The sequence below is a fragment of the Prauserella sp. PE36 genome (assembly GCF_003311655.1).
GTDB lineage: Bacteria > Actinomycetota > Actinomycetes > Mycobacteriales > Pseudonocardiaceae > Prauserella_A > Prauserella_A endophytica.
The window spans coordinates 64,616-77,146 of record NZ_QEQT01000034.1; the positions used below are offsets into that span (position 1 = coordinate 64,616).

Consider the following 12,531-nt stretch of genomic DNA (forward strand, 5'->3'; position numbering starts at 1 on the left):
TCTCCCTACTCGCGCGAGCCGGCCTCCGCGCGCCTGACGCGGGCCTCGTGTCGCGCCAACGCTACGTCAAGGTCTCGTACGTCCGTGTGGTCCCACTCCCGCTCCCAGCCGCCGAGGGTGAGCAGCACGGAGAGCAGGCCCGCGGTGAAGCCCCACACGAACATCTCGCCGACCTCGAAGGCCGGGCCCTTCCAGTCGGCACCGGACCTGCGTACCAGAAAGCGGTTGGCGGGGTCGGTGAGCTCCGCCACCGGCACCCGCGCGACGGCGGCCGTCTCGGCCGGGTCGACGGCGTGCACCGGGCACGGCTCGCGCCAGTGGGCGAGCACGGGCGTGACGGCGAAACCGGACACGGGGACGTACAGCTCCGGCAGTACGGCGAGCGGGCGCACGCCCGACGGGACGACCCCGGTCTCCTCCTCGGCCTCGCGCAGGGCCGTGCCGACCGGCCCGTCGTCTCCGTCCTCGGCGCCTCCGCCGGGGAACGCCACCTGGCCCGCGTGCGAGCCGAGCGTGTCGGCCCTGCGCAGCAGCAGCACGTCGGGGCCCCGTTCGCCCCCGTCGCCGAAGAGGATCAGCACGGCCGCGGACCTCGTCCTGGTGCCGGACGGCGCGGCGAAGCGCGTGAACGTCTTCGCGTCCAGCTCGCCGCTGACCTCGACGAGGCCGCGCAGCCACTCCGGGACGTCGCCAGGGTCGACGAGCGGACCGGTCACCTGGCCGCCTCCACGGTCTCGCGGATCTGCGCCACGGAGGTGAACAGGCGCGGATCGTCGACGAACCGGACCTGCCCGTCCTCGGTGACCAGGTACGACGCGGGCAGCGCCCTCGGCACCCTCAGCGCCTCCCGCACCGGCCCGGTCGGGCCTTCGCCGTCGTGCACGGACGGCAGGTGCACGCCGAGCTCGGCCAGCAGTTCCAGGCCGTCCTCCGCGTCGCTCTGCACCTGCACGGCGAGCACGCGCGCGGCACCCGGCTCCGCGGCGTAGGACTGGAGCAGCGGCAACTCCTCGCGGCACGGCTGGCACCAGGTGGCCCACACGTTCACCAGCGTCGTCTCGCCGGCCAGCGCACTGCCGAGGTCGACCCGCGAGCCGTCGCCGAGGCACGAGGCCTCCACGCCGGCGAGCCGCTGGACGGTGCCGCTGCCCTTCGGGCACGGCTCCAGCGCGGCGGCCGAGCGGGCGGGTCCGAGGTCCTCACCCGCCCGCGGCGGCGCCGGATCGTCACCGATGTTCGGCAGCACGGCCACCAGCACGGCGAGGGCGAGCACGCCCACGGCCAGCGCCCATTTGGTCGCAGTGGTCAAAACTTCGTCACCAGTGAAAGCAGATGGTCGCGCTCGGGACCCTTCACGAGCTTCGCCGCGACGTCGAACTCGGTCGGACCCGCTCCGTAGGAAGGGCAGTCGTTCGCGAGCGGGCAGGCGCCGCAGGCGGGCTTGCGAGCGTGGCACACCCGCCTGCCGTGGAAGATCACGCGGTGGGAGAGCATCGTCCACTCCTTGCGCGGGATCAGCTCGCCGATCTCGTGCTCGACGCGGACGGGATCCTCGTCGCCGGTCCAGCCCCAGCGGCGCACGAGCCTGCCGAAGTGGGTGTCCACAGTGATCCCGGGAACGCCGAACGCCTCGCCCAGCACGACGTTCGCGGTCTTGCGCCCGACGCCGGGCAGCTTCACGAGCTGGTCGAGCTTGCCAGGCACGTCACCGCCGTGCCGCTCGACGAGCGCGGCGCCGAGCCCCAGCAACGACGTCGCCTTGTTGCGGTAGAACCCGGTCGGCCGGATCAGCTCCTCCAGCTCCGTGCGGTCGGCTCCCGCGTAGTCGGCGGCGGTGCGGTAGCGGGCGAACAGCGCGGGCGTGGTCAGGTTGACGCGCTGGTCGGTGCACTGTGCGGAAAGGATCACCGCGACGAGAAGTTCCAGCGGCGTCGTGAAATCCAGCTCGCAGTGGGCGTTTGGATATGCCTCGTCGAGGCAACGTTTCATACGCCGGGCGCGTCTTACCAACGACAATCGGCTCTCTTCAGCGAACGAGCGCCGCTTCCGGGGGGCGCGACCGACGGCTGACGACACACCGCTAGCCTACGTGCGCCGTCCGAGCAGACGGATACGTGCTTGGCTAAGGTCGGCCCCGTGGCCAGCCACGAGCGAGGATGAGGAGACTCATGACCGTATGGTTCGTCATCGCGGTGCCCCTCGTGGTCATGCTGTTCGCGCTCGGCATGGAGCGCGTCGAGAACAGGCTCCGGCACGTGTCCGTCCGCGGTGAGGACGTCGAGGAGTTCCTCGAGCAGGCCCAGCCCGACGAGGTCAGGGCCTTGTACGGGCACGGAATCGGCCGTGCGCTCGAGCTTTTCCGGCTGCGCAGGCTCGGCGGGAAGACCGCCAAACTGAAGCCGCGCCGCGTCCGCGGTTGACAGTGAGCCGGTCCCGCGCGTTCTCCCACCACCGCCCAAGCGGAGACGCCGCGCGTCACGGTTACACTGGCCGATCGGACGAGATCGATTCCACACCGCTCTGACAGGCGGTATTGGCGCGAATGCGCTGAGGTATCACCCGCGCAGGGCGGGTTCACCTCGGCACGGCGAGCCGGGAGGCGATCTCGGGAGCACGCCCTACACTGCACGTAGTGATCGGCGACACGCTCCTTGAGTTCGAGGATCGCGGTCGCTTCTCAAAGGAGGCACGAGGTGGACGAGACCCTGGCCCGCGCGGGCATTTTTCAGGGTGTGGAACCGGCAGCAGCCGAGGCGCTTGCGCAGACCTTGGAGACTGTGGAGTTTCCCCGCGGCCACGTGATCTTCAACGAGGGCGAGCCGGGCGACAAGCTGTACATCATCAAGTCGGGCAAGGTGAAGATCGGGCGCAAGTCCGCGGACGGCCGCGAGAACCTGTTCCAGATCATGGGCCCTTCCGACATGTTCGGTGAGCTGTCGATCTTCGACCCCGGCCCCCGCACCTCGACCGCGACGACCGTGACCGAGGTCAGCGCCGTGACGATGGACCGGCCTGCCCTGCGGCAGTGGATTTCGACGCGTCCGGAGATCGCCGAGCAGTTACTGCGCGTGGTCGCGCGCAGGCTGCGCCGCACGAACAACATGGTCGCGGAACTGATCTTCACCGACGTTCCCGGCCGCGTCGCCAGGGCGCTGTTGCAGCTCGCACAGCGCTTCGGCAGCCAGGAGGCCGGCCTGCTGCGGGTCACTCACGACCTGACGCAGGAGGAGATCGCCCAGTACGTCGGCGCGTCGCGCGAGACCGTCAACAAGGCGCTCGCCGACTTCGCGCACCGTGGCTGGCTGCGACTCGAAGGCAAGAGCGTGCTGATCCTCGACCCCGAGCGGCTCGCCCGCCGGGCTCGCTGAGCACGCAGCTCCAGACATAACAAGGGGCCGGGCGCCACCCCCGACGTGGCGCACCGGCCCCTTGCTGTGCGCGGACCATCCCCCGACAGTCCGCGCTCCCCGCCCTCCGGTTGTAGGCCCCGACCCGATTCCCGGAGGGAGACTGCGGCGCTATTCGTAACTTCCACGATCCACGACCCCTACCCACCAACTCAAGGCCGTTCACTCTCAAGGACGCCCAATGTGATGGTTTGATGCCCGGAATCCGCACTCTGTTACCCAACTGAGACAGAAGTACCCATCCGGGACGGATCTCACACCTCTTCGAGTCGGCGTGTCGCTTTTCCGGTATACAAGTGGTACTCGCGTACCACTGCGAGGCATACTGGTACGCGTGTCCCAGTCCGAGTCCCACGGCCGCACGACGCTGGCCGACTACCGCATCGCGCTGAGCACGCCGGGCGCCCGCAGGCCCATGGTGGCCTCCCTGTTCGCACGGCTGCCCATCGCCATGATCGGTATCTCCGCGCTGCTGTTCGTGCAGCGGGAGACGGGGTCGTTCGCCGCGGCGGGGCTCGTGTCGGCCGGGGCGCTCGTCGGCGTCTCGGCGGGCTCGGTGGTCCAGGGCCGAATCATCGACCGGTTCGGCCCCACGCGGCCGTTGCTACTGGTGGCGGCGCTGTTCTCGGTCGCGATGACCATTCTCGTGCTCGCGATCGAGGCGCATGCCCCCACGCCGTTGCTGGTGACGCTCGCCGTTGGCATCGGCCTGACCGAGCCGATGACCGGCTCGGCGTCACGGGCGCTGTGGGCGCGGCTCGTGCCCGAGGGTCCCGCGCGGGACGCGGCGTTCTCCTACGAGGCCATCAGCATGGAGACGTTCTTCATTCTCGGCCCCGGCCTGGCCGGACTGCTGATCGCCGCGCCATGGCCTGGCACCGGCATGGTGCTGGGCGCCGCGTGCATGGTCACCGGTGCGGTGCTGTTCGCGCTGAGCCCGGCGGTCCGGGCGTGGGGGCCCGCCGAGGAGCGCACCGGGGGGCGGCTGCTCGGCGCGCTCGCGAGCCCCGGCATGCGCACACTCGCACTCGCGGCGCTGGGCTTCGGCATGGTGATCGGGTTCGTCGAGGTCGCGGTGCCCGCGGCGGCCGAGGAGGCGGGCCACCTCGCGCTCGGCGGGCTGCTGCTCTCGGCGTGGTCGGTGAGCTCGGTCGGCTTCGGCGTCGCCTACAGCCTGCGCCCGTGGCCCCGGCCGATGCGGCTCCGCCTGCCCGTGCTGCTCGCCCTGTTCGGCGCGCTGGTGGCGCTGCTCGCGCTGCCGACGACGCTGTGGGCACTGGCGATCGCGATGCTCGGCGCCGGTGCCCTCATCACACCGCAGTCGACGGCGCACTCGACGGCGATCGAGATCGTCGCGCCGAAGGGCACCGCGGCCGAGGCGTTCGGCTGGGTGCTCACGGCGGTGACGCTGGGTCTCGCCTTCGGCCAGTCCGTGAGCGGTTACCTGGTGGAGCACAGCGGCCCGCCCGCCGCGTTCCTGGCCGCGGCGGCGTGTGCGCTGGCCCTGGCGGCCGTGGTCTGGCTCCTCCGCCACACCATCCGCCCACCGCGGCCCGTCAAACCCACTCCCACCGCACCCGCACTCACCTGACCCCGCCTGCCCCCAAGGCCACCTTTGTAGCGTTGAACGCTACAAAGGTGGCCTTGGGGGCCGTTAGAGGAGCAGTTCCGTGGCGTCCGGCGGGAGTTCGGCACCGGCTTCGAGAAGGGCGGCGTGCTCTGGCGACGCCGGGTTCAGCACCGGGTTCGTGTTGTTGACATGCGTGTACAGCCAGCGAGTGCCCCGCGAACGCCGGATGCGCGCGAGGCTGCCGTGCTCGCCCGCCATCGGCAGGTGACCCATCGCGAGCTGGGCGCCGGAGCCGACGCCCCCGGCCGTCGCGCCCGCCATCTCGTCCGGCGCGAAGAAGGAGCCGTCCAGCAGCACGCAGCTCGCCCCCGCGCAGAATTCGTCGAACCCGGCGGGCCACTGCGCGACGCACGGCGCGTACACGAGCGAGCCGCCGGTCGCCGGGTCCTCGATCCGGTACGCCACGACCCACGGACCGTCGAGGGTCGAGTCCCCGGCGTACTTCGGGCGCTTGCCGCTCACCGGGAACACGGTGACCACCAGGCCGTCGAGCTCGAACCTCTCCCTCAGCCGTGGCCACTCCCAGCCGTGGTAGCGCCCCGCGATCTCCCGCGCCGGCACGGTCGCCGCCACCGCGCCGGGAGCCCACACGCGCAGGCCTGCGGCCTCCTTGAGCTGGAACAGTCCCAGCGTGTGGTCGAGCTCGCCGTCGGTGAGCAACACACCCCGCAGCGGCGTCTCCCTCGGGCCCGGACCCGGCGCGAGGGCCGCGCAGGACGTCAGCTGCGTGCGAACGTCCGGCGAAGCGTTGAGCAGGTACCAGGCCCGGCCGTCCGCGCTCACCGCGAGGCAGTCCTGCGTCCGCGCGGGAGCACTCCCGTCGCGTACGGCCTCGCAGTTCGCGCACGCGCAGTTCCACTGAGGCACCCCGCCGCCCGCGGCCGTGCCGAGCAGAATCACCCTCACCGCACACCCCGCATCACGAACTCGCCGGAGCCGTGCGGCGGCTCCAGCAGCACGTCCACCAATCCCCGGTCGGGCGAGCGACGGCACACCGGGTCGGTCGCGGCGGCGTCGCCGGTGAGCTGGAACGCCTGGCAGCGGCAACCGCCGAAGTCGACGGTCCGCCGCTCGCAAGTCCGGCACGGCTCGCGCATCCAGTCCTCGCCACGGTAGGCGTTGAACGACTCCGAGTCGTACCAGATCTCCGCCAGCGGCCGCTCTCGCACGTTCTCCAGCGGCAACGTCGTGATCGCCGTGGCCGCGGGGCAGGGCAGCACGGTGCCGTCCGGAGCCACGGTCAGCTGCTGCGCGCCCCAGCCGGACATACACGGCTTGGGGTACTGCTCGTAGTAGTCGGAGAGCACGTAGACGACCTGCATCGAGCCCTTGAGCCGCTCGATCGCCGCCCGCACCACCGGCTCCGCCGCCGCGAGCTGCTCGCGGGTCGGCAGAAGCGCGTCGCGGTTGCGCAGCGCCCAGCCGTAGAACTGCGTGTTGGCCAGCTCCAGCCGGTCGGCGCCCATCCGCTCGGCGACCGCGATCATGCCTTCCAGCTGGTCGTGGTTGGCCCGGTGCAGCACGACGTTGACGCTCAGCGGCAGCTCGAACCTCTTCACCAGCGCCGCGGCGGTGAGCTTGTGGTCGTGGGCCTTCGCGCCCGCGAGCAGGTTCGCCCGCGCGGCGTCGGCACCCTGCACGGACAGCTGGACGTGTGCGAGTCCCCGGTCCACGAGGTCGGCAAGGCGCGCCTCGGTGAGCCCGAGCCCGCTGGTCACGAGGCTGACGTAGCAGCCGAGACCGGAAGCGCGGGTGACCAGCTCCGGCAGGTCCGGCCTGGCCAGCGGCTCACCGCCGGAGAGGTGCACCTGCAGGACGCCGAGGTCGCGGGCCTGGTCGAGCACCGAGCACCACTCCACGGTGCCCAGTTCCCGCTCGCGCGTGACCAGTTCGACAGGGTTCGAGCAGTACGGACAGTGCAGCGGGCAGCGGTGGGTCAGCTCGGCGAGCATGCCCAGCGGCGGCCGCACCCCCTGCGCCTCCTCCGTCACGCCCATTCGACCACCTGCCGGTCGACGAGCCTGGCGAGCACGTCGCCGACGTCGCCTTCGCGCACACCCGCGTAGCGCTCGCCGAGCGCTGCGGCGATGTCGGGCACCGTCCGCTCGCCGTCGCACAGCTCGAGCACGGCGGCCGCGGTCGCGTTGGGCACCAGCACGCCCTCGGGGAACAGCAGCACGTGGGTCTGCCTGGTGCGGTCGTAGGTCAGCCGCACGCCGCGGCGCAGCCGGGGCGTCACTGCTTCGCCGCCGCGTGCTCGATGGCGGTGAGCATCGACCACAGCACGTCGCACTTGAACGACAGTGCCGCCACGGCCGCCTCCTGCTGCTCGCGGGTGACACAGTGGGCCACGACGATCGCGAGCGTCTCCTCGCCCTCGCCGCTCACGGCGTCGATCCGGTTCGTGAAGTAGGCCAGGTCCTCGCTGCGGATCCACTCGTACCGCGCCAGCATGTCGCCGACCCGGCGGCGCATGAGGTGCCCGGAGAACATCTCGGTGAGCCCGGAGGCGACCGCCTCGGCCCACGGCCTGGTGCGCGCGAAGTTCACGTACGCGTCGACGGCGAACCGCACGCCCGGCGCGACGTGGCGCTCGTCCAGCACCTCCTCACGGTCGAGGCCGACCGCCGAGCACAGGCGCAGCCAGCGCTCGGCTCCGCCCTCGCCCTCGGCCCGGCCGTCGTGGTAGACGATGCGGTCGAGCCACTGCCTGCGCACCTCCGGCAGCGGGCAGTTGCTGATGATCGCCGCGTCCTTCTGCGGCAGCATGCGCTGGTAGTACCAGCGATTGGCGGCCCAGACCCGCAGCTCGTGCTCGGTCAGCTCACCGGCGTGCATCCGGTGGTGGAACGGATGGGTGCCCCAGTAGCGGTGCGAGAGTCCCTTGAGCGCGGCGACGAAGGCCTGCTCGGTCATCGGTGGCTTCGGCTCGATCGGCCGCACTGCCGTCCTCCCGGGTCGGTGGGGCGTGGCCGACGGAACGGCTGTAAGCGCTTTCCCATCGGCCACGCCGAAACACTCGTCACTCCATACGGCCGAAGTACGCGGTGACCTCCATCGGCGTCTCGTACTCCTCGAAGTCCGGGGTGGTCCAGACCTCCAGCTCGCCCGACTCGACCACGGTGCGCCTCCCTCCATTGGGATGTCGATGAAAACGCCACCACGGTAACGGGATTCGCGCTGAAAGCGCTATCCCTCGGACCGCAGATACTCCAACTGAGCCACCACGCTGGACTCGGCCGGACCCCACAGCGAGGGGTCGACGTCGGCGTAGACGATCTCGACGACCTGCCGCGGCGTCGCCTCGGGGCCGAGCTGCCGCAGCGCGGTTCGCACCTGGTCGAGCCGCTGTTCCCGGTGTGCGGAGTACTCGCGCGCGGTGGCCGTGAGGTCGGCCAGCTCCGGCCCGTGACCGGGCAGCCCGAGTGCCCCCTCCGGCAACGCGCAGAGCAGTTTCAGCGAGCGCAGGTAGTGTCCGAGATCGGTCAGCACAGTGGTGCCCCGGCCGAGCACGGTGTCGCCCGTGAGCACGTGGGTGCGCCCTGCCGCGTCGAACCGCAGGCTCACCGAGTCGTCGGTGTGGCCGGGGGTGTGCAGCACGGCGATCTCCAGCCCGGCGGCGGTCACGACGTCGTCGTCCGCGATCGGCTCCGCGCCGAGGCACAGGTCGGCCTGGAACGCGCGCACCGGCGCGCCGACGCGCTCGGCGAGCCACGGAGCGCCCTCGGAGTGGTCGGGGTGGTGGTGGGTGAGCAGAATCAGCTCGACGGGCTCGACGGCGGCGACCCGCTCCAGGTGCTCGACGTCCTCGTAACCGGGGTCCACCACCACGCACGAGCGGGAGCCGGGCGCCCGCAGCACCCACGTGTTGGTGCCCTCGAGCGTCATCATCGAGGGGTTGTTCTCCAGCAGCACCGAGGCGGCGGTCGAGACCTCGCGCAGCTTGCCGTACGCGGGATGGGTCATGGCAACTCCACCCTCACCGCGTCACCGTCGGGCACGAGCCGAGGCGTGATCTTGCGCACCGACCGCTCCTGCGCCAGCGCCTCGGCGACCGACGCGCACGAGATGAGCTCGTCCAGCAGGAACCACGTGGGGGGCATGAGCGTGCTCCGGCCCGCCTTGGCGTCGGCGATGGCGTCGGCGGGCCTGCTCCAGCCGGACGACTCGGCCTCGGTGGTCCTGCCGTCGGCGTGCTGGCCCTCTGGCAGTGCGGCGAGGAAGAACCGCGCGTCGTAGCGGCGCGGCTCCTGCTCTGGGGTCACCCAGTTCGCCCACGGCCGCAGCAGGTCCGCGCGCAGGGTCAGGCCCTCGCCTGCGAGGAAGCCGGCGAGCGAGAGCTCCCGCGAGACGAGCTGTTCACGGGCGGCCGCGTATTGCGAGGTGTCGGTGACCGTGCTCGACTCGGAGCCCGCCAGCAGCACGCCCGACTCCTCGAACGTCTCGCGGACGGCCGCGCACACCAGCGCCCTCGCCACCGACTCGGAGCAGCCGAACCACTCCGCCCACCGCGCGGGCGGCGGACCTGCCCAGCTCACCGACGCGTCGGCGTCGCGCTGGTCGACACCCCCGCCTGGGAAGACGGTCATCCCGCCCGCGAAGGCCATCGCCGTGACACGGCGCTGGAGGAAGACCTCGACGCCGTCACCCGCGTCGCGAAGGAGCAAAACCGTCGCCGCGTCCTTGGCGGCGGCGGGCCGCTCCGGCGGCTCGGCCGGCAACGACAGCACAGACTGCTTCGGCACGTGGAAGTTCGCTGGCACGCCCCGAAACATACCTTCAGCCGCCGGAGAAGCCGTCCGCCCAGCGGTGCTCGCTGCCGTTCGTCCTGCTCTTGGCGCTCTTCGCGGCCTCAGCGCGCTCGCGTTCGGCCAGCTCGGCGTGCAGCTCACGCAGCAGCTGGCGGTCGCGGTCGGACAGCTGCGGGTCGTCGAGGTCGAGTTCGGGCAGCTCGACGATCTCGTCGGAACGCAGGTTGACGGCGGCGATCGCGCGCCCCTTCTCGGGGTCCTCGGCGATAGCGGCGCGCAGCTGCGCGACCTCCTCCTTGGTCATCTCGGTGGTCGCCGCGGCGCGGTTCTCCCGCTCCGCCGGGGTGGGCTCCGGCTCCTTCTCGGGCGCCTCGCCGGTGTCCTTCTCCTCGGTGGAGACCTTTACGGCAGGCTCCTCGAAGTCGGGAGCCGCATGGGACGGCTCGCGCGGCGTCGGCGCCTCGGCGACCGTGTGGGCGCCCCCGACCGGACGCGGCCCGCGTGCGCTCCACGAGGCCGAGCCGCCTGCCGACTGGCCCGTGGCCAGCCACACCGGCGTCGCCGCGGCCAGCGCCGCCTCGTGGTACTCGGTGCGCTCGGCTCCGGGTCCGGTGACCTCGACGACCGAGCGGATGCCGCCCTTGCGCAGCGCGTCGTCGACGCGGAACGCGACCGCGGGCGGGTGCGCCTCGGGGCCGATCTCGACGAGCACCACGCGCTGCGGCAGCGGGCCCGGCACGCTGCCCGCGGGCGTGTTGCGCCACACGGCGTGCACGGAGCGCAGATCCGGCAGCACCTGCAGGGTGCGGTCGAGCGCCTCGGAGATGCCGCGCTCGGGCTCGTTCTCGCGGCTGAACCGGTGGGCGTAGCCGGGGATGGCGTCGCCGACGGTGAGCTGATCGGCCAGCGTCGCGTCCGACCTGCTCATCTCCAGCACGAGCGCCAGCTCACGCTGCTCGGCAGGCCGGACCATGATCCGGCCGGAGATCAGCGCGCCGACGGCGAGTTCGGCCGCGTCGTCCAGGTGCGAACGAGCGACGAGCTCACGTGCCTCCGACAGCGCGCTGTCGTCCAGTCGGCCCGCCAGCGCCAGCAGGACGTTGTGCAGTCGCAGCGGGACCGCGAAGCCGTCCTTCGGCAGGCCATCGTGGACATCCACCATCGCCGATCTCCCTCCAGCCCGCTGGCCGAGCGAGCGTTACGCGGGTACGAGTTTGTGGTGACCGGCGTCCACGGAGCCCACGCACACGAACCGTGAGTTCTCGAGCGCCGCCCGGTGGTAGGCGGGCACGTCGAACTGCACCGGCAAGACCTCCACGCTCGGCGCCTCGTCACCGAGCACCCGGAGGACTCGTTGTAGCTCCCCAGTAAGTCGTGGGAGGCCGGAAACCGCGGTGACCAGCAGGATCCGCTTCGCCTCGTCTTCGGACCCACGGTCGTGCCGCCAGCTCTCCCGAACCTCTCCCACATCCGGGCGACCACGCAACGTTGCGTGAACCACCACGGACACCGAATCGACGGTGTTCACCCAATCGGGTGCACCCGTCGTGAATGTGTACCGGTTCTCGGCGGAGGCGTCTACCCCAAGCGTCGAACTCACCTGATGCCAATCGGCACCGTGGGGGATCAGACCGGCGACCAACAGGCGGTACTCCGCCTGGTCGAGATCGATCCTGTGCTTAAGCAAAGACTTCGGGAGAGTGCGGGAGAGCGTGCCCATCGCGCCCTCACCCAGCCAGTCCCGGAACCGCCACAGCATCTGGTCGGGCATGCGCCCGGCCAGCCGCAGCAGCAGCTCGTGGCACGCGTACTCGATGTCGGGGTCCATCAGGAAACCTCCACGGTCAGCTCGACTTCGACTGGGGCTCCGAGCGGCAGTTCCGCGACGCCCACGGCGGACCGGGCATGCCTGCCCTCGTCGCCGAAAACCTCTCCGAGCAGCTCGGACGCACCGTTGATCACGGCGGGCTGACCGGTGAATCCCTCGCTGGAGGCCACGAAACCGGTCACCTTGACCACCCGGACCACCGAGTCGATGCCCACCAGATCGTGCACGGCCGCGAGCGCGTTGAGCACGGCGGTGCGTGCGTGCTGCTTGGCTTCCTCGGGGCTCACCTCGCCGCCGACCTTGCCGGTCGCGGCGAGCGAGCCCTCGACGAACGGCAGCTGGCCCGACGTGAACACGAGCGAGCCGCTGCGGATGGCGGGAATGTAGGCGGCGACCGGTGCGGCGACGCCGGGCAGCTCGATGCCGAGGTCGGCGAGCCTCGCGCTCCAGCTCACGGGCTCAGCCCTTCGGTCGCTTCAGGTAGGCGACGTGCTGCTCGCCGCTGGGGTTGGGCAGCACGGTCACCAACTCCCAGCCGTCCTCACCCCACTGGTCGAGGATCTGCTTGGTCGCGTGGATCAGCAGTGGAACCGTGGCGTACTCCCACTTCGTGGCACTCATGCGGCACACCCTAGCCAGTACCGTCTGAGCGCGTGGAGACATGGCGCATCCTCGCGACGATCCTGCTGGCCGTGGCCGGCGTGGCAGGCGTGCTGATCATCATGGCCAAGGCGCGCGACAGCACCGACAGCTCGCCGACCGTCGCCGTCGCCGGCCTCGTGTCCTTCACCACGGTGGCCGTGCTGTGCGTGCTCACACTCACGGTGCTGCCCGGTGCCGTGGCCTGGGGTGTCGCCGGGCTCGTCACGCTGGTCGTCACCGTCCTCACACTCGCCTCCTGAGCCGCGATGATCG

18 protein-coding genes are annotated in these 12,531 nt (G+C 71.3%); 4 read left to right on the top strand and 14 right to left on the bottom strand.

The genetic code is table 11. The features are described 5' to 3' along the window. Positions 1–5 precede the first annotated feature (5 nt). From DI005_RS03690 to nth, 3 genes are read right to left on the bottom strand one after another with little or no spacing between them, the layout of a single operon-like run. Positions 6–716, bottom strand: coding sequence for a CoA pyrophosphatase (locus DI005_RS03690; RefSeq protein WP_112264975.1), 711 nt, complete (start codon positions 714–716; stop codon positions 6–8). After that, complete coding sequence (locus tag DI005_RS03695; RefSeq protein ID WP_113641261.1) at positions 713–1,309, bottom strand: TlpA disulfide reductase family protein; 597 nt, start codon at positions 1,307–1,309, stop codon at positions 713–715. Before DI005_RS03695 ends, DI005_RS03690 begins: the two co-directional genes overlap by 4 nt. Continuing rightward, positions 1,306–2,076, bottom strand: coding sequence for an endonuclease III (nth, locus tag DI005_RS03700; RefSeq protein WP_199542486.1), 771 nt, complete (start codon positions 2,074–2,076; stop codon positions 1,306–1,308). Before nth ends, DI005_RS03695 begins: the two co-directional genes overlap by 4 nt. A 92-nt stretch (positions 2,077–2,168) precedes the next feature. Between nth and DI005_RS03705 the strand changes: the two genes are divergently transcribed. From DI005_RS03705 to DI005_RS03715, 3 genes are all read left to right on the top strand, one after another. Beyond that, positions 2,169–2,420, top strand: coding sequence for a hypothetical protein (locus DI005_RS03705; RefSeq protein WP_110340936.1), 252 nt, complete (start codon positions 2,169–2,171; stop codon positions 2,418–2,420). Between the two features lie 273 nt (positions 2,421–2,693). Further along, positions 2,694–3,368, top strand: coding sequence for a Crp/Fnr family transcriptional regulator (locus DI005_RS03710; RefSeq protein WP_005441764.1), 675 nt, complete (start codon positions 2,694–2,696; stop codon positions 3,366–3,368). A gap of 373 nt (positions 3,369–3,741) precedes the next feature. Continuing rightward, positions 3,742–4,998: an MFS transporter gene (locus DI005_RS03715; RefSeq protein ID WP_199542489.1), complete on the top strand. Its 1,257-nt coding sequence runs from the start codon at positions 3,742–3,744 to the stop codon at positions 4,996–4,998. Positions 4,999–5,061: 63 nt separating this feature from the next. On the opposite strand, the gene pqqB is transcribed toward DI005_RS03715, so the two are convergent. The 11 genes from pqqB to DI005_RS03770 all read right to left on the bottom strand — a co-directional run bounded on the left by pqqB (position 5,062) and on the right by DI005_RS03770 (position 12,237). Continuing rightward, the gene (gene pqqB / locus DI005_RS03720; protein ID WP_113641263.1) at positions 5,062–5,943 is read right to left on the bottom strand and encodes a pyrroloquinoline quinone biosynthesis protein PqqB; all 882 of its coding nucleotides are present in this window, start codon (positions 5,941–5,943) and stop codon (positions 5,062–5,064) included. Continuing rightward, positions 5,940–7,034, bottom strand: coding sequence for a pyrroloquinoline quinone biosynthesis protein PqqE (pqqE, locus tag DI005_RS03725; RefSeq protein WP_113641264.1), 1,095 nt, complete (start codon positions 7,032–7,034; stop codon positions 5,940–5,942). Before pqqE ends, pqqB begins: the two co-directional genes overlap by 4 nt. Next, the gene (gene pqqD, locus DI005_RS03730) at positions 7,025–7,276 is read right to left on the bottom strand and encodes a pyrroloquinoline quinone biosynthesis peptide chaperone PqqD (RefSeq protein WP_113641265.1); all 252 of its coding nucleotides are present in this window, start codon (positions 7,274–7,276) and stop codon (positions 7,025–7,027) included. Before pqqD ends, pqqE begins: the two co-directional genes overlap by 10 nt. Then, positions 7,273–7,953, bottom strand: coding sequence for a pyrroloquinoline-quinone synthase PqqC (gene pqqC, locus DI005_RS03735; protein ID WP_170200566.1), 681 nt, complete (start codon positions 7,951–7,953; stop codon positions 7,273–7,275). Before pqqC ends, pqqD begins: the two co-directional genes overlap by 4 nt. Positions 7,954–8,059: 106 nt before the next feature. Then, entirely contained in the window at positions 8,060–8,158 is a 99-nt protein-coding gene (gene pqqA, locus DI005_RS03740) for a pyrroloquinoline quinone precursor peptide PqqA (protein ID WP_110340926.1), read from the bottom strand. A 68-nt stretch (positions 8,159–8,226) separates the two neighbouring features. Beyond that, complete coding sequence (locus tag DI005_RS03745) at positions 8,227–9,003, bottom strand: MBL fold metallo-hydrolase (RefSeq protein WP_113641266.1); 777 nt, start codon at positions 9,001–9,003, stop codon at positions 8,227–8,229. Continuing rightward, on the bottom strand, positions 9,000–9,812 hold the full coding sequence (locus DI005_RS03750) for an NUDIX domain-containing protein (RefSeq protein WP_228714024.1): 813 nt from the start codon (positions 9,810–9,812) through the stop codon (positions 9,000–9,002). Before DI005_RS03750 ends, DI005_RS03745 begins: the two co-directional genes overlap by 4 nt. A gap of 4 nt (positions 9,813–9,816) precedes the next feature. Then, positions 9,817–10,950: a hypothetical protein gene (locus DI005_RS03755; RefSeq protein ID WP_112264991.1), complete on the bottom strand. Its 1,134-nt coding sequence runs from the start codon at positions 10,948–10,950 to the stop codon at positions 9,817–9,819. A gap of 36 nt (positions 10,951–10,986) precedes the next feature. Next, the gene (locus tag DI005_RS03760; RefSeq protein WP_112264993.1) at positions 10,987–11,616 is read right to left on the bottom strand and encodes a hypothetical protein; all 630 of its coding nucleotides are present in this window, start codon (positions 11,614–11,616) and stop codon (positions 10,987–10,989) included. Then, a complete protein-coding gene (locus DI005_RS03765; protein ID WP_113641267.1) occupies positions 11,616–12,071 on the bottom strand; it encodes a RidA family protein in 456 nt (151 codons plus the stop codon). The genes DI005_RS03760 and DI005_RS03765 overlap by 1 nt, the downstream gene beginning before the upstream one ends. 4 nt (positions 12,072–12,075) lie before the next feature. Beyond that, positions 12,076–12,237 carry a DUF4177 domain-containing protein gene (locus tag DI005_RS03770; protein WP_003068074.1) on the bottom strand — a complete coding sequence of 54 codons (162 nt, stop codon included), beginning with the start codon at positions 12,235–12,237 and terminating at the stop codon, positions 12,076–12,078. 32 nt (positions 12,238–12,269) lie between these two features. On the opposite strand from DI005_RS03770, the gene DI005_RS03775 reads away from it, so the two are divergent. Then, complete coding sequence (locus DI005_RS03775; protein WP_112264996.1) at positions 12,270–12,518, top strand: hypothetical protein; 249 nt, start codon at positions 12,270–12,272, stop codon at positions 12,516–12,518. Positions 12,519–12,531: the final 13 nt, after the last annotated feature.